The organism is Hymenobacter koreensis, assembly GCF_039541855.1.
Classification (GTDB): domain Bacteria; phylum Bacteroidota; class Bacteroidia; order Cytophagales; family Hymenobacteraceae; genus Solirubrum; species Solirubrum koreensis.
The window spans coordinates 88195-106785 of the sequence record NZ_BAABHA010000008.1 but is presented as its reverse complement, the minus strand read 5'-3'; the positions used below and the strand labels follow the sequence as shown (position 1 = coordinate 106785).

Annotated in this window: 12 protein-coding genes; 5 read left to right on the top strand and 7 right to left on the bottom strand. The window is 59.3% G+C overall.

Features of this window, described 5'->3' with window-relative positions; all coding sequences use genetic code 11:
* Window positions 1–239 precede the first annotated feature (239 nt).
* A complete protein-coding gene (locus ABD903_RS12900) occupies window positions 240–2873 on the bottom strand; it encodes a PspC domain-containing protein (RefSeq protein WP_345224831.1) in 2634 nt (877 codons plus the stop codon).
* Window positions 2874–2929: 56 nt separating this feature from the next.
* A complete protein-coding gene (locus tag ABD903_RS12895) occupies window positions 2930–3283 on the bottom strand; it encodes a PadR family transcriptional regulator (protein ID WP_345224830.1) in 354 nt (117 codons plus the stop codon).
* A 394-nt stretch (window positions 3284–3677) separates the two neighbouring features.
* Between ABD903_RS12895 and ABD903_RS12890 the strand changes: the two genes are divergently transcribed.
* The 3 genes from ABD903_RS12890 to ABD903_RS12880 all read left to right on the top strand — a co-directional run bounded on the left by ABD903_RS12890 (window position 3678) and on the right by ABD903_RS12880 (window position 11453).
* Window positions 3678–4787, top strand: a complete 1110-nt coding sequence (locus ABD903_RS12890) for a putative type IX sorting system protein PorV2 (RefSeq protein WP_345224828.1) — start codon at window positions 3678–3680, stop codon at window positions 4785–4787.
* A 70-nt stretch (window positions 4788–4857) separates the two neighbouring features.
* The gene (gene porU2, locus ABD903_RS12885; RefSeq protein ID WP_345224827.1) at window positions 4858–10059 is read left to right on the top strand and encodes a putative type IX secretion system sortase PorU2; all 5202 of its coding nucleotides are present in this window, start codon (window positions 4858–4860) and stop codon (window positions 10057–10059) included.
* Between the two features lie 152 nt (window positions 10060–10211).
* The gene (locus ABD903_RS12880; RefSeq protein ID WP_345224825.1) at window positions 10212–11453 is read left to right on the top strand and encodes an acyltransferase family protein; all 1242 of its coding nucleotides are present in this window, start codon (window positions 10212–10214) and stop codon (window positions 11451–11453) included.
* Between the two features lie 9 nt (window positions 11454–11462).
* Here ABD903_RS12880 and ABD903_RS12875 read toward each other — a convergent pair whose 3' ends face one another.
* The 4 genes from ABD903_RS12875 to ABD903_RS12860 form a co-directional block, all read right to left on the bottom strand.
* Window positions 11463–11951: a dihydrofolate reductase gene (locus tag ABD903_RS12875; RefSeq protein WP_345224823.1), complete on the bottom strand. Its 489-nt coding sequence runs from the start codon at window positions 11949–11951 to the stop codon at window positions 11463–11465.
* 80 nt (window positions 11952–12031) lie between these two features.
* On the bottom strand, window positions 12032–12982 hold the full coding sequence (gene fmt / locus ABD903_RS12870; protein WP_345224820.1) for a methionyl-tRNA formyltransferase: 951 nt from the start codon (window positions 12980–12982) through the stop codon (window positions 12032–12034).
* A 47-nt stretch (window positions 12983–13029) separates the two neighbouring features.
* Window positions 13030–13578 (bottom strand): hypothetical protein, encoded by a 549-nt coding sequence (locus ABD903_RS12865; protein ID WP_345224818.1) that lies wholly within the window; start codon window positions 13576–13578, stop codon window positions 13030–13032.
* A 125-nt stretch (window positions 13579–13703) separates the two neighbouring features.
* A complete protein-coding gene (locus ABD903_RS12860) occupies window positions 13704–14951 on the bottom strand; it encodes an exo-beta-N-acetylmuramidase NamZ family protein (protein WP_425555482.1) in 1248 nt (415 codons plus the stop codon).
* Between the two features lie 118 nt (window positions 14952–15069).
* Between ABD903_RS12860 and ABD903_RS12855 the strand changes: the two genes are divergently transcribed.
* Window positions 15070–16218, top strand: coding sequence for an ABC transporter permease (locus ABD903_RS12855; RefSeq protein ID WP_345224816.1), 1149 nt, complete (start codon window positions 15070–15072; stop codon window positions 16216–16218).
* 108 nt (window positions 16219–16326) lie between these two features.
* Here ABD903_RS12855 and ABD903_RS12850 read toward each other — a convergent pair whose 3' ends face one another.
* Entirely contained in the window at window positions 16327–17025 is a 699-nt protein-coding gene (locus ABD903_RS12850) for a peptidoglycan DD-metalloendopeptidase family protein (protein ID WP_345224815.1), read from the bottom strand.
* 251 nt (window positions 17026–17276) lie between these two features.
* On the opposite strand from ABD903_RS12850, the gene ABD903_RS12845 reads away from it, so the two are divergent.
* The gene (locus ABD903_RS12845; RefSeq protein WP_345224813.1) at window positions 17277–18386 is read left to right on the top strand and encodes a 2Fe-2S iron-sulfur cluster-binding protein; all 1110 of its coding nucleotides are present in this window, start codon (window positions 17277–17279) and stop codon (window positions 18384–18386) included.
* Window positions 18387–18591: the final 205 nt, after the last annotated feature.

The following is an 18591-nucleotide window of genomic DNA, read 5'->3' as shown; positions in this document are numbered from 1 at the left end:
GCCTTCTTTGTTGCAATCAACCTTTTTTCACCGGAGTTAGGGGAGGGCTAAGCAGGCCTGTTGCAGCTCGGCTTTACTTAGCGCCTCCCTGGGTCAACCATTCACTCACCACAGTGGAGCGACCCAAAACTCTTGGCATTTGCAGCATAGATGGGACGCTGCGCCCAAAGGTTGCCTGCCGAAAAGGGAGAAATGACTCCAGGCAAGCAGCTGATTGTTAGTAACAATTCGAGTGGCGCTTAGTTTACCCGGCGCACGTTGCCTGCCCCCGAATCATCAGTGCGTACGCTGTTGGGGTTGCCGCTGTAGCGTACTTCGCTGGCGCCGGATACCTCGGCTTCGAGGCTTTGCGACACCTCCAGGCGGGCCTTGCTCACGCCGCTCAAGTCTACGCTAGCGGTTTCCACCGGGAAGCTGGCGGCCAGAACGCGGCTAGCTCCCGAGGCATTGAGGCGCAACTTGCTGGCGCGGCCCTTCAGGTTGGTGTAGCAGGCTCCCGACAAATCCAGGCCCAGGGTGCGGCAGTCACCCTCGAACCAGAGGTGGCTGGCGCCGGACTGGCTCACGCGCAGGTCGTTCAGGTTCTCGAAGCCCATGACCTTGGTGCGCACCGCGCCCGACACTTCAAGGCCTTGCAGGGTGGGCATCTCAATTTCCACGAGTACCCGCTGGTCGTCCTTGTTTTTCCAGTTGCCAAACATGCCTTTGCGGCGGGGCTGTATCACCAGCTCGCTGCCGCTGCGGCTTACTTCCATGTCGTTCAGCTGGCGCTCCGAGCCTGCGGCTTTCACTTGGAACGTGCTGCCTTCGCGCACTACCACCCGGTAAGCCCCCGACACGTCGAGCCGCTGAAAGCCTTGCTCGGAGAAGTTGCGGCGGGCCGAACCATATTCTTCGGCCGAAGTGCTGAACGAAACATCCTCGTCTTCGATGTCGCCGTCCATGGAAATGCGCACCCGCTCACCGTTCACGTTAATGTCAAGCTCGTCGCGGTCTTCGTCATCTTCATCGTCTTCGGAGTCGCGGCCATTGCTCAGGTCTTCAGCCGTGCAGTCGAGGCACTCCAGCTCGTTGCCGCGCAGCTGGTACACGTGTTTCCAGGCGTCTTCGGGCTGAATTCCGTCTACAAAGGCTTCGGAAGGCAGCAGGTACACAAAGTCCTGGCTGAGGCGGTAGCGCTTGTTACGGGGCAAACGGAGCGTAAGAGCCAGCTCCTGGTTGCGGTATACCGCGCCCTTTTTGAAGGTGAAACGGTCGTCGAGTATCACGCTGGAGTCGCGTACCGTGGCACGGTAGCCAATGCTGGCGCGGGCCGTGGAAGAGGCGGTAGCCTCGTCGGGACCTTCGGCCTGGTATTCCTCGGTCAGGCGCACCAGGTTGCCGCTATCGGCCGCTACAATGCGCAGATCGGGTGTGCGGTCGTGGTCGTAATCGAGCGAACGGGTGGTCAGCAGTAGGGTGGGCGAGGCAAGGTTGCCCAGGTTGCGCTCTACGGTATAAGAGCCACGCTCCTGAAACTCACGGCTGAGGTGCATGCCGCCCATAATGGCGCCCAGCACCCCCAGTAGCCACAAACCCAGCAACGACAAGCCTACTGTGCGGCTCACGATGGAGCGGCGGGCAATAAGGCCCACGCCGAGCAACAGCATCAGCAGAATGGGAATACCCGCGGCGAGGAAGCTGCTCACCACCATCCAGCCGGGTACGCCGGCCAGCATAGCAAAAGCAGGGGCGTCGCCGAATTGAATGTTTTGCGACTCGGGAATCCAGCCTAGGAATACCCCCATCATGGTGATGAGGCCAACCAGCAGCGAGAAACCAAAGATGATGAGCATGGCGGCGGCAAACCAGCGGATGGCCGTGCCCAGGAAATTCACCAGGGGACGAAGGTTACGGGCCAACTCCTCCAGAAACGTTCCCACCGGGCGGTTGGTGCGGTCTACATAGCCAGCTTCAAAGGCATTGTTGCGGGCCGTTTCGTCGAGCGAGGACAGCGTTACCGCGTCGCCGCGCATGCGCATTTTGTCGCCTACGGTTTTGGCTTCGGGTACCAGTATCCAAAGCACGATGTAGAGCGGGATGGCGAAGCCACCGGCAAACACGAAGAGGATGAACAAGATGCGCACCAGCACCACGTCAATCTTAAAGTACGCAGCCAAACCGGCCGATACCCCACCTACTTTGCCGTTGTCGGTGTCGCGGAATAGTTTTTTGAACGTGGGGTCTTCGTGCGACTCAGGCGTACCGTCGTAACGCTTGGGCAGAGCAATCCAGAGGATAACGTAAGCCAAGACGGTCCAGAGCGGAAACTGCTCGTCGAGGTGGTCGGCCCCGATGTTGTCGAACAGAATGGGCAGGGCAATCAGGAAAATCAGGAAACCCAGGCGTACCCACAAAGCTTCAATGCCGAAGTAGCGGGCCAAACCAGCGCACACGCCGGCTATTTTGCGGTTGGCCATGTCGCGGTACAGGCGGCGGGGCTCGGTATCGGCGGCGGTGCCGGTGCTGGCAGCGTTACTGCTGGCGGCGTAACCGCTAGCGGCGCCGGCACCCACGGGGGCTCCGTAGCTGGCTACGTCGGCGGCATCGTCGTCGTCATCGAGGGAACCGGCCTGCTGGAAATCCTGCACGCGGCCCATTTTGGCCACCATGGCGTCCACGTCTTCCAGGGTAATAACCTGCTTGGTGGTGGAGAGGCGAGCGGCAAACAGCTCGGCAATGCGGCTTTCAATGTCGGCCACAATTTCTTCGTGTCCGCGGTAGGTATTGAAGTGCGCTTTTACGTCCTGCAGGTATCGTTGGAGTACCTCGTAGCCGTCCTCTTCGATGTGGAAGATGAGGCCCTGCAAGTTGATGCTGATATTCTTTTTCATCGCAATGCTGCAACTAGAAGTGGCGGTGAGTCAATTTAGGAATGCGCGGGGCGGTGCTACTGAACAGCCCGTGCCGCAGGGCCTGGATTGGTGCGGATGATGCGGATCGAGTCCTCAATCTCCTCCCACGTCAGGCGCAGCTCGTGCAGGAAATCCTGACCCACTGCCGTGAGGGTGTAGTACTTGCGGGGTGGTCCGCTGGTCGATTCCTTCCAGGTATAATCGAGCAGGCCGGCATTCTTGAGGCGGGTCAGCAGCGGGTAAAGCGTGCCGTCGACCACGAGCATGCGGGCGGCGGTAAGTTCTTCCAGCATGTCGGAGGCGTAAACCTCTCCCCGCGCGATGATTTCCAGTATGCAGAATTCCAGAATGCCCTTCCGCATCTGCACTTGGGTGTTTTCGACTTTCATTGGCTTCGGCGGTAGTCGGTGAAGTATGGTACAAATATAAAGGCAGGTACTTTGTAACGCAAGGTACTGTTTCAAAATATTTGTTTAGGATGAATGTTTTTTATTTCATAATGCTGACTTTCAGTATTTTAATTAATAGCTGCTAAGCAAAATATTTCAATACTTGCGTGTGCTCGACCGGAAATGCGACCGTATTTTTGTTATAACTGGGCTCAACAGCGGCAGGGTTGGGGCCGTAAGTACTCTAGCCGACGCTGTTGCCAGGTTGGGCCACTCCGCAGCCGCGGCAAGCATGGTGCGGTTTCTGCTTGAAGTCGGGCCCGCCTGCCGCACTATAAATAAATAACTTGCGTTGTGGAGCCAGCTTTATCCTGGTCTTCCTTTTCATCCCTCTATGCCACACGTTTTCCCGCGTCGTTTTGCTGTGCTGCTGAGCGCTATGGTTGGTGCCACCAGTGCCGCTCAGGCCCAATCATCGTCGTCCGATGCCACGCCCAAGTACAGCAATGAGTTTCTGCACATTGGGGTGGGGGGCCGCGCCCTGGCCATGGGCAATACCCAGGTAGCTCTGGCCCAGGATGCCACCGCCGGCTACTGGAACCCGGCGGGCCTGTTGCGTCAGAAAACCAAGTACGACGGTGTGGTCATGCACTCCGAGCTGTTTTCGGGCATCGTGAAAAACGATTACGCGGCCTTCTCCATGCCCCTCGATGAGCGCAGCGCCATTGGGGCCACGGTTATTCGCGTGGGCGTCGATGATATTGCCAACACGCTCAACCTGGTGGACACGTTCACCGGGTTTATCGATTATAGCAAGATTACCCGCTTCTCGGTGGCCGATTACGGTCTGCTGCTATCCTACGCCCGCAAGCTCGATTTTATTGAAGGATTGCAGGCCGGGGCAAACGCCAAAGTGGTGTACCGCAACTACGGCAACTTTGGCAACGCTTGGGGCTTTGGCATCGACGCCGGGGTGCAGTACCAGCGCAACAACTGGCAGCTCGGCCTCATGGCCCGCGACATCACCACCACCTTCACGGCGTGGTCGTACAACCCCGAAGAGTTTGCGCCCCTGGCCGCAGCGGGCGAAGACATTCCTAAAAACAGCACCGAAGTAACCCTGCCCCGCTTTATCCTGGGCGTGGGCCGCACGGTGCAGCTGCCGGGGCAGTTCTCGGCCCTGGCCGCTCTCGATCTGGAAATGACCACCGACGGCCGCCGTAACGCGCCCGTTTCCACCGGCCTCATCAGCATTGCGCCGCACGGTGGGCTGGAACTCGGCTATAAGCAACTGGTGTTCCTGCGCGGCGGCGTAAGCAACGCCCAGCAGGTAAAAGCATTCGACGGGCAGGAAAAGTGGCGCGTACAACCCACCATGGGCGTGGGCGTGGCCACCAACGGCCTGCGCCTTGACCTGGCGCTTACGCGGCTTGCCGTGGAGTCGCTGGGGCAGAGCGGCCAGGCTAATTCCATCATCGTTTCTCTGGGTTACGGCTTTAAGTAAGACCACATGTGGGTGCGGGCAGCAGCTTTTGGGCTGATGAGCTGCCCGCCTCATTCACTGATAGATCTGTATGAAACAACAATACTCCCGATTATGGCGGGGACTGGTGATAGTGATGGGCGCGCTGTGCTCCTTGCTGGCCGGTTCGGCCGCGGCGCAATCCGGCCTGTACGGCAACGAGTGGATTAACTACAGCCAGCAGTACGTCAAAATACCGGTGCTGAAAGACGGTATTTACCGCCTCGATAACCAATACCTGCAGCAGGCCGGCGTGCCCGCCGGCTTAAACCCCGGGCGCCTGCAGCTGTTCCGGCGGGGCCGCGAAGTAGCCATTCACGTGGGTGGCAACACCAGCAGCGTAGATGCCACCACGTTCGTGGAGTTTTACGGCCAGCGTAATGATGGTCAGCTCGATGGGGAGATGTACAAAGACCAGAGCAAACGGCATAACAAGCTCTACAGTCTCTACACCGATACGGCCGCATATTTCCTAACGTGGCGCACGGCCACTACCGGGAACAAGCGCATGGCGCAACCAAACTTGAACCTAGGTAATGTAGCTACGCCCACTTACCATATGGCTACGCGAACCCAGCTGACTGTTAACGCCGGCGTAGACACGGGTGATGGTGGTTCTCCACCTCCATTTGAAACGTTTTTTCCATGGTTTGAAGGTGGAGAAGGTTTTCTTAGCACCAGCTTTGGCTGGCGCACAAGTGGTGTCACGCTAGGAACATTTAGAATTGACTCCCTACGCAATTACGACCGCAACGGGCCTCTTCCTCAGCTTGAAATAATGTTAAACGGTGCCTGGTATCGCGACCAGCATATCGTTAACACTTATGCGGTACAGGCTGGTGGCACTGATCGGCTTTTGGGCCGAGCGACGCTCTTTGGATTTAACCCGCTGAGGGTTAGGTACCAATTGCAACACAGTGATATTAATGCCGACGGCACCCTAAACGTTAAATTTGTTGTTGAAGCTCCAACTACTCCAGGCACACTTGCCAGCTTGTTGCGGGTTTCTTATTTTAAAGTTACCTACCCCCAAACCAACCAGTGGATAAATGGAGGTCATAATTTCTTTCAAAACGATTCCACCGTTACGAATGTGCCTTCGGCTTTTGCATTGAGTAATGCGCCAGCCCAAACAGTTGGCTACGATATTACCGATCCATATACCGTAACGCGGCATCCTGCCCAAGCATTAACAGGCGGACAGCAATTGCTAGTCTTCAATACTACCGCTTTGCCTACTACTCGCCGATACGTGGCGGCTGATGTTGCGCAATTACTCGCGCCGTTGCCTCCACGTCAAGTGCGCTTCCGTAACATAACTGCTTCTGCACACAATTTCCTGATTGTAACCCATGGCGTGCTAATGCGGCCAGCCGGGGCAGTAACTAATCCTGTGCGGGCCTATGCCAATTACCGTGCGTCGGCGGCCGGTGGCCGACACGATACTTTGGTTGTCACCACTCCGCAACTGTATGACCAGTTTCACTACGGCGAAAAATCGCCCATAGCCATCCGGCACTTTGCCCTGTGGATGGTGGCTAACAATACGCGTCAAAAGTACTTGTTGCTGTTAGGTAAGGGTTTGGAGCCGATGACTGGTGGTACTTATTTGCCGCCCGGAGCAACACAACCTGTGCCCGTCTTTCATCGAAAGGGCGGGCACCTGTTAGCGGTTAAGGACTTGGTACCCAGTAGCAGCCGTGCTACGTCTGACATCTTTTTCTCGGCGCGCTGGGACCAAGGGCAGTACATCCCGCAAATGGCTACCGGCCGGATAATGGCCCAAACGCCGCAGCAGGTGATGGACTACCTTAACAAGCTCCAGGAACACGAAGCCCCAGGCTTTCAGCCCTGGCGTAAGAATTTGCTTCACCTATCAGGGGGCGGTGATGCTGCTGAGCAACAAGCCTTCCTGGCTAACGTGAACGGCTACAAGCGAATAGCAGAACGCCCTTGCTTTTCCGGGAATGTCGTCAAAACATATTCTCGTACCACGGTCGGGCAGTACGATGCCCTGCCGGTAAACATTAACATTGCCAACGAGCTAAATGCTGGGTTGGCCATGATTACCTTTTTCGGGCACGGGTCAAATACCACCTTTGATCTGAACCTGGGCGACCCCAATGACCCTGGCAATAACTACAACAACCGCGGCAAATACCCGGTAATGGTGTATAACGGCTGTGCCGGTGGCCGATCCTTTGTCTCTGCTATAACCACCGCCGAACAATGGGTATTGGCTCCTAATCGTGGAGCTATCGGCTTTTTAGCCAACTCCGACTTTGGCTACGAGGCGGAACTAGACAAATACAGCACCGAATTATACCGAACTCTCTTTAACGAGCCACAATGGTACGGTAAACCCATTGCAGTGGTGCAAGCTGAGGTTTCGCGGCGAATACTAGCCCATTTTGGCTCCAATAACCGGAATGCCATTATCACGTCTCTCTGCACCACCTGGCAGGGCGACCCGGCCGTGAAGCTGGAGTCGCCAACGCTACCCGATCTGGCCGTTAGCAGCAGCAACCTCAGCGTCGCACATACTGCCAGCTCCGGCGCTACGGGCCCGGTGCTGGCCTCTACGCCTCGCTTCGCGCTGCGCGTACCCGTGCAGCAAACGGGTAGCTCGTGCTATAACGACTCGGTGTACGTGCGCCTTACCCGTACCGTGCAAGGCCAGGCACCACAGACGGTTCGTTACGGCTTCCTTTCGCCCGTGCGCGACACCGTGCTGACTTTGGAAATTACCAACCCCAGCGCGGCAGCCGTTTTTGGGCGCAATACCTTCCGGGTAGAAGTAGACCCCGGCAACCGTATTGCCGAGTTGGACGAAAACAACAATACCGCCGAACTGGTCTACACCTTCCTGCAGGGTGGTGTTACTATTCTCAACCCCACGGAGTTCGGCATAGTAGGCCGTACCGATGTGCGCCTGGTGGCCCAAAGCAACCTGCCTCAGGCACAAGCCCGCAACTACGAGTTTGAAATTGACACCGTAGCCACGTTCAACTCGCCCTTCCTCACCGCTGCCCGCCGTCGTACCATTTCCGCCATCGATGTGGCCGAATGGCGCCCCGGCTTGCCCACGCCGGTAGCCGGCCGCGACTCGGTGGTGTACTACTGGCGCGTGCGCTACGAGCCCGGCAGCGTGCAGCCCGACGAAAACGGCTCTTGGGTAACCAGCTCCTTCCGCCATATTAACAACAGTCGGGGCGGCTGGTCGCAAAGCCACCACGGGCAGTTTGCCAGCAACACCCTCACCGATGTGCGCCAGCTGGTGCCATCGGGCAAATGGGAGTTTCCGGAAGAAGTGCGCAACCTGGTGTTACGTACCACGGGAGGTGGTGCGGGTACCGCTGCCACCTTTGTGCCCGGTAACCAGGGTATTGTATCGAACAATACACCCATAAGCACGTTCTGCGGACAACTGCTGCCCAACATCTACGTGGCTGTGTTCAACCCCACTACGTTGCAGGTTACTACCAACATTACGGGTGGACCTTACCAGGTGTGTGGTTCCGGAAACGATGCATACTTTTTCTTCAGTGCTGGAAATTCTGGTAACGACAACATCAACGCAGCGGCGCGGCAGGCGCAGTTAGCCCAGCTGCTACAAAATGTGCCGGCAGGCCATTACGTAGCAGTGGTAAGCGCAAACCGCGTGAACTTCAGCACCGCTTCGGCGGCCCTGAAGGCTCAACTAACGGCGCTGGGCTCCCGGGTAGTTAACCAGCTGCAGGACGGCGACCCGTTCGTGTTGCTGGCCCAGAAGGGCAATCCGGCAACTGTTAAGGAGGCTACCGCCGACCCCAACGCCAGTACGCCGCGCAACCAGCAAGTGGTTTCGGTAACCGAGAACCTGCGGGTACGCGGCGTGGCGGGCACCATCACCAGCACGCGTATTGGGCCGGTGCAGGAGTGGCAAACGCTTTACCATACCATGCGCTTACCCGAAGCCTCCGACGGCTACCGGCTGCGGTTGGTTGGCTACAACGCCACCAACCAGCGCACCGTGCTGAACCCGAACGTGACCAGCCGCAGCTACTCGCTGGCGAATGTATCGGCACAGCAATACCCGTACTTGGCGCTGGAAGTCATGGTTTGGGACTCCGTGAACCGCACGGCTCCGCAGCTCAAGCAGTGGTTGGTTACCTATAAAGGCCTGCCCGAAGGCGTAGTGCGCCGCGACCGGGTAACGCCGGCCAACGCCTACACGCCCGCTGTGCTGAACGCGCAATTGAACACCACCGGCGTTATCACCTTCCCCGTGGTATTCGAGAACGTGTCGGCTGAAGATTTCCCCGACCGGGTAACGGCCCGCGCCACGGTGCAAATGGCCGACAACAGCACAGTAGCTCCCGTGAACTTGGTATCTACCCGCGCACTAAAGGCCGACTCCACGGTTACCTACAACTTCAGCATTAACCTGGCCCGGGTGAAGGGCGAGGGCCGCATTCGGATAGAAGTAAACCCCGGCCTGCTGCCCGAGCTGCACTACTTCAACAACGAGGTAAACCTCACCTTTACCGCGCCCAGCATTAACCTGCCGCCGGTGGTGGACGTGGCCTTCGATGGAACGCGCATTCTGAACGGTGACATCGTGTCGCCGAACCCGGAAATTGTGGTGGACGTGAAGTACGAAGACGTACGGATTCCCCTCGACGACCCCAACAAGATCGAGCTTTACCTGACGCGCCCTGGCCAAACCCCCGAGCGAATTTCGATGACGGGTAACTCTGCCGTTACCTTCAGCGTGGACCGCGCTGCTGGTAGAGCCCGGGTGAATTTCAAGCCAGGCACCCTGCCCGACGGCGACTACAAGCTGGAGGCTCAGGCCACCGATATGGCCGGCAATACCGCCAGCCAGCAGCGCTACGCCGTCGATTTCAAGGTGATTAATGCCTCGTCCATCTCCAATATTTATCCGTACCCGAACCCCATCATCAGCAAAGCGCGCTTTGTGTTTACGCTGACCGGGGCCGAGCTGCCGCGCAACATGAAAATCCAGATCATGAGCCTCACGGGCAAAGTGGTGCGCGAAATCATGCAGCACGAGTTAGGCCCGCTGCGCATCGGTAACAACATCACCGAATACGCCTGGGACGGCACCGACGAATACGGCGACCGGCTGGCCAACGGCACTTACCTCTACCGCGTGCTCATGGACGACCCCGGCAAGCAGTTCGAGCACCGGCGCACGACCGCCGACTGGGCGTTCAAAAAGAACTGGGGCAAATTGGTACTGCTGCGCTAAAACTCATCGGATTACCTTACCCATTCCCAAACGCCCGCCGGCCTCCGGTGGGCGTTTGCCGTTTACTGCCGACAAAGAGTAACCCAAATGCCCGACAGCGCACCAGGAAAGTCGGCTTGTTACCTTTGCTTCCTTCCGAACCCCGCCTCAACTTGACTGCTCCCGCTGTTTCTGCCCACTCAAGCCGCCCGTTACCCTACCTCGATGGCTTGCGTGGTTTAGCGGCCCTCACCATTCTGGTGAACCACTACCTCACGGCGTTTTACCCCACCATGCTCACGGGCGAAGCAGCCAAGGCCCATGTGGTGCAATGGCCAGGCGCGGAGGTAGCAATGGCCGCCAGTCCGCTGAATTTGCTGCGCAGCAACGGGGTGGGAGTGTGCGTGTTTTTTGTGCTGAGCGGCTTTGTGCTGAGTGAAGCCTACTTCGCTCGTCCCGGTGCGCTGGGCCTGCAGGCCCAGGCCGCGCGCCGTTACGTGCGTCTGATGCTGCCGGTGGCCGTATCGGCACTGCTGGGGTTTGTGGGGCTGCGGCTCGGGTGGTTTCTGAACGACGAGGTAGTCGCCACCAGCGGTGCGGCCTGGTTCAGTCGTTTTTGGCAGACGCAGCCCTCGGTACTGCAGTTTGCGAAAGACGTAGTGGTGGACATTCCGCTAAGCGGCGAACCGGCTTACAATCCTGTCCTCTGGACGCTGCACCTGGAGTTGATGGGCTCGTTCCTGGTGTTTGCGCTGTTGGCCTTTTTTGCTTCGGCCCGCCGCCGGGGGCTTATTTACGCCGTAACCGTGCTGCTGATCAGCCTGTCTACCTGGAGCTTTTACCTGGTGGCTTTCGTGGTGGGGCTGGCTCTGAATGATTACCGGCGCCACGGCCCACGCTGGAATGCAGCACGCAATCGAGGATTTGTTACCGCGGCTTTGGTGCTGGGTTTTGTGGTATTGGGCTCCTTTCCCACGTCGTATTTCGTGGCCTGGGCCGATTCTCCTTACCGCTGGCTGAAGCTGCCTTTCCTGAGCCTCGACCGCACCGAGGAGCTGTTTCACATTGCGGCCGCCGCACTGCTCCTGGCGGCACTGCTCTCCTCGGGTGGGTTGCGCCGTGCTTTTCAGGCCCGGTGGCTGCTGTTTCTGGGGCGTATTTCCTTCGCCCTTTACCTGCTGCACTTTTTGGTGTTGGGTTCGGTATCGGCGGCGGTTTTCCTCGCTCTGCAAAAGCATTTCAGCTACCACTTAAGCTTTGGGCTGATGGTGCTGGTGTCCTGGCCGGTACTGGTGCTGGCATCAATGGCCATGAACCGCTGGGTTATCCGGCCCAGCAACCGATTGTCGCGGTACTTGTACGAGCGGTGGTTTCAGCCCAAAGTCATAGAACCGGCACGGCAGCCAGCGCCGTAACAAGGCCCGCTAGCTGTGGCGGCGCAGCGTTACAAAGCTGTACGGAAACGCGTGCTTCTCGTCGGGTTCGTGCCGTTCGCGGCTTTCCTCGCGCCACTCGTCGGTGGTGAAGGGCGGCAGCACGGCGTCGCCTTCCACGTTGTGGTGTACCTCGGTGAGGTACACGGTATCGGCGGCGGGCAGGGCCTGGCGGTAAATTTCGGCCCCACCAATAATCATAACCTGATCATCTGTTTCCCGGGCCAGCTCGATGGCGCCCAGCACCGAATGCACCGTTTCGCAGCCCGCGGCCTGCCAGTCCTGCTGGCGCGTCACCACAATGTTGCGGCGGCCGGGCAAGGGCTTGCCAATGCTTTCGAACGTGCGGCGCCCCATCACAATGGGGTGGCCCAGCGTAAGCTGCTTGAAGTGCTTGAGGTCGGCCGGTAAATGCCAGGGCAGCTGGTTGTCGCGCCCGATTACCCCGTTTTCAGCCATTGCTACCACCAATGCCACCATGTTCCTTTATTCAATTAGCGTAAATACTGATTCGTCCCTCCCTAGCGCGCCGCAAGCGCGACGTCAGACTGATCCTGGCGTTAGCCAAGCAGGGTCGAAAGATTGAAGCCGCGCAGGAAATCGGCCACGGCCATGCGCTTTTTCCCTTCCAGCTGTACGTCCAGCAGCTCCAGCTGGCCGGCCGAGGTTTGCACCCGCAGGTAGGTGCGGCCATCGGAAACCCAGCGGCCGGGCGTGGCTTCGGCGGCGTCTTCGGCCAGTGCCCGCGCGCGGAACACCTTCAGCGTGCGGCCGTCGGGCAGGGTGGCGAAGGCCGTGGGAATGGGGGAGAGGCCCCGCACGAGGTTGGCCAGCTCGGTGGCTGGCCGCTGGAAGTCGAGCCGGCCGGTTTCCTTCTGAATCTTGGGAGCCGAGCGCAACTCGGCCGAAGCAACTTGCGGCACGCTGGGCGCCGTGCCCGCCGCAATGGCCTGCACGGTGCGCAGGGCCAGGGCCGCGCCGGTCGTTTTCAGCTTTTCGTAGAGCGTACCGAAATCGTCGTCGTCGGCAATGGGCACCGCATCCTGAAAAATCAGATTGCCGGTGTCTATTTCGTGGCGCAGGAAAAACGACGTAACGCCCGTTTCCTTTTCGCCGTGAATCAGCGCCCAGTTAATGGGCGCCGCGCCGCGGTACTGCGGGAGCAGCGAGGCGTGGATGTTGATCGAGCCCATGGGCGGCATGTTCCACACGGCTTCGGGCAGCATGCGGAACGCCACCACCACCTGCAAATCGGCCGCGTAGCCGCGCAGCTCCTCCTGAAATTCGGGCGCTTTTAAGTTGGTGGGCTGCAGCACCGGCACGCCGTGCTGCACCGCCGTTTTCTTCACCGCCGATTCGGCCAGCTGCTGGCCCCGGCCGGCGGGCTTATCGGGTGCTGTAAGTACCGCCACCACTTGGCAGCCGGGCCAGCTCAGCAAAGCTTCCAGGGTGGGCACCGCAAACTCGGGCGTGCCCATAAAAACGATTCGGAGGGGAGCAGTTTCAGACATTAGCGACGAGGATGAGCGCGTAAAAGTAGCGCCGCATACCGACCTTTCTACGCGCCGGGTAGCGTGTTTAGGAAATCCGTTAGCAGTTCGGCTTCACGCTCCAAGCCGGCTAGGCGCGCTTCCAGCAGCCTTTGGGGACCGGCTCCGCAATCGTGGAGCAGGGCGTTTTCGGCTTCCTGCTCAAACAAAGCCAGCCAGTTTTCTTCGCGAGCGGGGTCAGGCACCGGGCCGGTCCAGGCGCGCAGGGCAGGCACGGCCCGCAGGCGCGCCTCGTACACGGTTGCTTTGGTCCGCATACGTTTCAGCTGATGGGCCAACCTACGGGCATGGTGCCGGCAATAGTCCAGGCGTACCTCCAGCGGGTCGCTGGCCGGTACCGGCAAGGGCAGCGGCGGTGGGGCAGGTGAGGTGGTACCTTGCACCTGCAGCACCAACCCAAAGCGCGCCTGCAAGAGGCGGGCCTCCTGTTGCCAATAGCCCGGAGGTAATGGGCGCCGGCCAATTTCGGCATGGGCCAATACACTCCGCTCAACCCCCAACCAAGAGGCCAGCCGTTCCTGGGTCAACCCGAAGTAGTCGCGTGTGTAGTCAGCCATAAACAAAAAGCGTAGCCTGTGCGAGCCCGTGTTAAAAGCGAAGTAACGGGATATGCCACAAAACGAAGTGCCACATTTTAAAATGTGGCACTTCGTTTTGTGGCATTCTTAATGCGGGCGAGGCTCTACCCCTCCGGGTACAGCAGATACTTCTTGCGCAGCGCCTTGTACTGGCCCAACGCCGGCTCCCACGACTGCCGGATTTCCTTTTCCGGCTTGCCCGCAATGATCTGCTGACGCAGGGACGAGGTGCCCGTGAGCTGCTCGAAATACTTGCCGAAAAACTTGTCTTTGGCCGTGCTCTGCTGGTAGAAATCGATCAGGTAGCGCAGTGAGAAACCCGCCGACTCCTGCATGGAGAGCTTCCGCAAATCCAGCCCGTAACACTCTTTGCCGTTCTGGGGCGGCGTGGGAGAACCGGGCATGGGGCGCGGCGTGAATTTAAACGGCCGCGAGGTAGGCTGCGTGGGCGCGCCAATGAATTCGAACGGCGCCTCGGTACCGCGGCCCACACTTACATCGGTGCCTTCGAAAAGGCAGATGGTGGGGTACAGCGCCACTGAATGGGCGTTGGGAAGGTTGGGGGAGGGACGCACGGGCAGCGCGTAGGGCGTGGCGTGGGTGTAGCCGCGCACGGGCACCACGGTAAGGGCCGCCTGTTTTCCGCCGGCCAGCCATTTCTCGCCGTTGATCATCTGGGCCAGCTCGCCTACCGTCAGGCCGTGCACGATGGGAATGGGGTGCATGCCCACGAACGATTTGTGCTGAGCTTCGAGCACCGGCCCGTCAACATAGTGGCCGTTGGGGTTGGGGCGGTCGAGCACGAGCACGGTTTTGCCCTGCTCGGCGGCGGCCTCCATCACGTAATGCAGCGTGCTGATGAAGGTGTAAAACCGCGCCCCCACGTCCTGAATGTCGAACACCAGCACGTCCAGGTCCTGCAGCATTTCGGCGGTGGGCTTTTTAGTGGTGCCGTAGAGCGAACGAACGGGAAGGCCGCTGCGAGCGTCCTTGCCGTCTTTGATGGTAGCTCCGTCGGCCGCTTCGCCGCGGAAGCCGTGCTCGGGCGAGAAAATTGTTTTTACGCTTACGCCCTGTGCCAGCAGCGTGTCCACGAGGTGGCTGCCGCCGGCCCGCGAGGTTTGGTTAACCACCAGCCCCACCCGCTTGCCGCGTAGCAGGGGCAGGTATTTTTCGAACTGCTCGGCCCCCATTTGCAGGGGTGCAGCCGCTGGGTTAGCGGCTGAGGCTGACGCCGTAACCGGTGCCGAAGCTTGGGCCGGTGCGGCCGCCGGAGCCGTAGCTGCGGGGCGGGCGCATTCAGAAAAAGATAAAAACAGCGAACAAGCGCTAAAAATCACGTATGAGGCCATCATGCGAAGGGGGGAAGGTGAAACTGAGCCCGTTCGTGTAGCTTTACGGCCAGTGAACGTCTCGCGGTACATTTCCAACAAGATTGACGGAGCCGACTCAGGTTCATTTACCTCGTCGGTGACAAAGATAGCCATCATCAGCATCGCGCTGGGGGTGGCCGTCATGATCGTGTCCTTTGCCATCCTGGAAGGGTTTCGAAACGAAATCCAATCCAAGATCTTTTCTTTTGGGGCACACCTGACCATCAGCAAGTACGACAACAACAATTCGTTGGAAGTCGAGCCCATTAACGGGGCGGAGCTGACCAAGGAACTGAAACGCTTTCCGCAAATCAGCGGCGCGCAGCCGTTTGCCCGCAAAACGGCCATCATTAAAACCCGCGACGAAGTGCTGGGCGTGGTGCTGAAGGGCATCAACGAAAGTATGGGGCCCTCGCCGATGCGCGCCAACCTGGTGGCCGGCAAGTTCCTCACCTTCCCCGATTCCGCCGCTTCCGAGCAGGTAATGGTGTCGCGCAAGGTGGCCGACAAGCTGCGCCTGAAAGTTGGCGACGACGCGCTGTTCTACTTCATCCAGAACCCGCCGCGGGTCCGCAAATTCGTTATTGCCGGCATCTACCAAACCGGCCTCGACGAATTCGACGAGGTATACGTGATGGGCGATATTCGGCAGGTGCAGGAGCTCAGCGGCTGGAACGACTCTCTGGTGGGCGGCTACGAGGTGGTGCTGCGCGACTTCCGCCAACTGGAGCCCGTGGCCGAAACTATGCTTAACACGCTCCGCTACGACCTGAAGCTCGATAAGATTACCGACCAGTACGCCCAGCTGTTCGATTGGCTGCAGCTGCTGAACCGCAACGTTATCATCTTCCTGCTGCTGATCATTTTCGTGGCTACGTTTAATATGGTGGCCACCATTTTCATCATGATTCTGGAGCGCACGAACATGATCGGCATTCTGAAAGCCATCGGCGCAACTGACAACCAGATTCGCCGCATGTTCTTTTTCCGCGGCTTGGACTTGACCATCAAAGGCATGCTGTGGGGCAACCTGGTGGGGCTGGGTTTCTGCACCATCCAGTACTTTTTCCACCCCATTCCCCTCGACCCCGAGAACTACTACATGGACCGTGTGCCCATTTTCTGGGACCCCTCGGTAATCCTGCTTATTAACCTGGCCGTGTTCCTGACCTCGCAGCTGGCCGTGCTAGTGCCCACCTACCTCATTGCGCGCATTAAGCCGGTGGTGGCTATTAAGTTCGACTAAAGCCCCTTGATGCAAAGAAAAGCCCGCCGAAACGAACAGGTTTCGGCGGGCTTTTCTTTGCGATAAGGGGCTTGAATAAGCGGGCTTTTAAGCACGGGCAGCTTGTGGCTAATCCAACCAGTGGCTCTGCAGCACTAGGTTTGGGTTGGGGCACAGCTCAGCCCACAGCTCCCGTTCTTGGGGCAACGCTACCCCCGGAAAATCCCCCACGCGGCCCTGTAAATCGGCCATGAGCTGAAAGTGCAGGTGCGGCGGCCAGTCACCGTTTTCGGGCCAGGGGCCAACGGTGGCAAATGCCTGACCTTGAGCCAGCTGCTGCCCAGCGCGCAAGTCGGCGCATTCCAGGCGGCTGAGGTGGCCGTAGAGCGAATAAAACGGGGTGCCTTCCAGCTCGTGTTCCAGGATTACGGTGGGGCCGTAGTCGCCGAAGTGGTTGTTGTCGGCCACGCTGTGAATAACCGAGGGCATGAAGGCGGTAACGGGCGTACCAGCGGGCAGCCACACGTCTACCCCTAAATGCATGGAGCGGGCAGGAATGGTGGGGTCGCCGAACAGTCCGGGGCTGCGGCGGTAGATAACGCGGTTTTCGAGGTAGCCCCCCACGCCAATACGGGCGTTTTGTGCGGCCAGCAAACCATCTACCAAATCGTTAAAGGCGGCGGTGTCGCGTAGGTCGGCGTCGCGCACGGTGGGGTTGGCGGCGGTAAAATCGAGCCGGGTGACGTCGGGTCCGTTTAAATCGACGGGCAGCACCGGGCCAAAGTGGGTTTGGTGACGGCGGAGTAAAGCGGGAAGGGCTGCGAACATAAATGGCGGAATTGGGTTGTCTGCGGTCGGCAGTCGGCGGCCCTGCAGGCAAGGAATTGCCGGAACGGACGACCGGCAGGTTGTGTAGGGCCGAATACTGAATGCGAAGATGCACCGGATTCAGCCTTTTTGCTGCCTTTTGCCGTACCTTGCACACACATCGGACCGCGGCGCAAAACCCGGTCCGCGGTCTTTTCCCTCTGTTCCACCGAACCCCGTTTTCACGGCGCTACGCGCCGGCCGAGAACCGCATGAGCACCAGCCCGTACCTCACCCTGAACGTCGTCGACCTGACGCACGAAACCGACGACTGCGTTACCATTCACCTCGAACGCCCCGACCGTCAGCCCATTGCCAGCCAGCCCGGCCAGTTCCTGACGCTAATCGTGCCCTGCGGCTCCGGCAGCCGTCCGGAGCGCCGCTCCTATTCGCTTAGCAGCACCCCGCACGAAGCGCCACGCCTTTCCGTAACCGTGAAGCGCGTGCCCGGCGGCTTGGTGAGCAACTACCTGCTCGATAACGTGCAGGTGGGCCAGCAAATGGAAGTAATGGCGCCCATGGGCAACTTCACGGTGCAGCCCAATCCCGGCACGGCCCGCTCGTTGGTGCTCATTGGGGCCGGCTCAGGAGTTACGCCGCTCATGGCCATTCTGAAAACGGTGCTGCAAACCGAGCCCCAAAGCCACGTTCTGCTCGTGTACGGCAACCGCAGCGAAGATTCAGTGATTTTCAAAAGCCAGCTCGAAGCATTAGAGCAGCAGTACGCCGGTCGCTTCCAGGTGGAGCACGTGTACAGCCAGCCGAAAAACCCGGGCGGTGCGCATCAGTTCAAAGGCCGCCTGAACCGCACCATGCTGCTGCGTATTCTGGAGCAGCGCCACCAATTCCCGGCCGAGCAAGCCGAGTACTACATGTGCGGCCCCGAGGGCATGATGGCCGAGGCCCGTGCCGCGCTGGAACTGCTGGGCGTACCCGCTAACCGCATCCGCCGCGAGAGTTTCGTGGCCTCTGCCGACTCGGCCGAAACCGCTGCCAATCAGCCCGACGGGCACGGTACTGTTACCTCCGACGACAACGACGCCATTACGGCCCGCACCGTTACCATTCAGTACGAAGGCACCGATTACGAAGTGGAAGTGCAGCCCAACCAGACCATTCTGGAAGCTGCCCTCGACCTCGATATTGACCTGCCTTACAGCTGCCAGGCCGGCCTGTGTACCGCTTGCCGCGGCAAGTGCCTCTCGGGCAAGGTGCATCTCGACGAGCGGGAAGGCCTGTCCGACTCGGAGCTGAAGCAGGGCTACGTGCTGGTGTGCGTGGGGCATCCGCTTACATCCGACGTGGTTATCGAAATCGGCTAACCTGCGTATTAGCATTGCCAAACCCGGGCAGGTCGACAGGCCCGTTCGGGTTTGGTGTTTCGTGCCATCACCGCAGTAGCGTGGCTTGGGATGCACCGCGTTACCCGCCAGACTTCTTACCTTCACCAACTGCGGTATATTTCGCGCCGGGCCCGTTGCCATGCCATCGGTTTTTGCGTAGAAAATGGATTCCCTTCCGTAGAGC

Bases quoted from the DNA above. Each gene is read 5' to 3' on its own strand.
- ABD903_RS12900 (WP_345224831.1), bottom strand. From the start codon at position 2,873: ATGAAAAAGAATATCAGCATCAACTTGCAGGGCCTCATCTTCCACATC.
- ABD903_RS12895 (WP_345224830.1), bottom strand. From the start codon at position 3,283: ATGAAAGTCGAAAACACCCAAGTGCAGATGCGGAAGGGCATTCTGGAA.
- ABD903_RS12890 (WP_345224828.1), top strand. From the start codon at position 3,678: ATGCCACACGTTTTCCCGCGTCGTTTTGCTGTGCTGCTGAGCGCTATG.
- porU2 (WP_345224827.1), top strand. From the start codon at position 4,858: ATGAAACAACAATACTCCCGATTATGGCGGGGACTGGTGATAGTGATG.
- ABD903_RS12875 (WP_345224823.1), bottom strand. From the start codon at position 11,951: ATGGTGGCATTGGTGGTAGCAATGGCTGAAAACGGGGTAATCGGGCGC.
- fmt (WP_345224820.1), bottom strand. From the start codon at position 12,982: ATGTCTGAAACTGCTCCCCTCCGAATCGTTTTTATGGGCACGCCCGAG.
- ABD903_RS12865 (WP_345224818.1), bottom strand. From the start codon at position 13,578: ATGGCTGACTACACACGCGACTACTTCGGGTTGACCCAGGAACGGCTG.
- ABD903_RS12860 (WP_425555482.1), bottom strand. From the start codon at position 14,951: ATGGCCTCATACGTGATTTTTAGCGCTTGTTCGCTGTTTTTATCTTTT.
- ABD903_RS12850 (WP_345224815.1), bottom strand. From the start codon at position 17,025: ATGTTCGCAGCCCTTCCCGCTTTACTCCGCCGTCACCAAACCCACTTT.
- ABD903_RS12845 (WP_345224813.1), top strand. From the start codon at position 17,277: ATGAGCACCAGCCCGTACCTCACCCTGAACGTCGTCGACCTGACGCAC.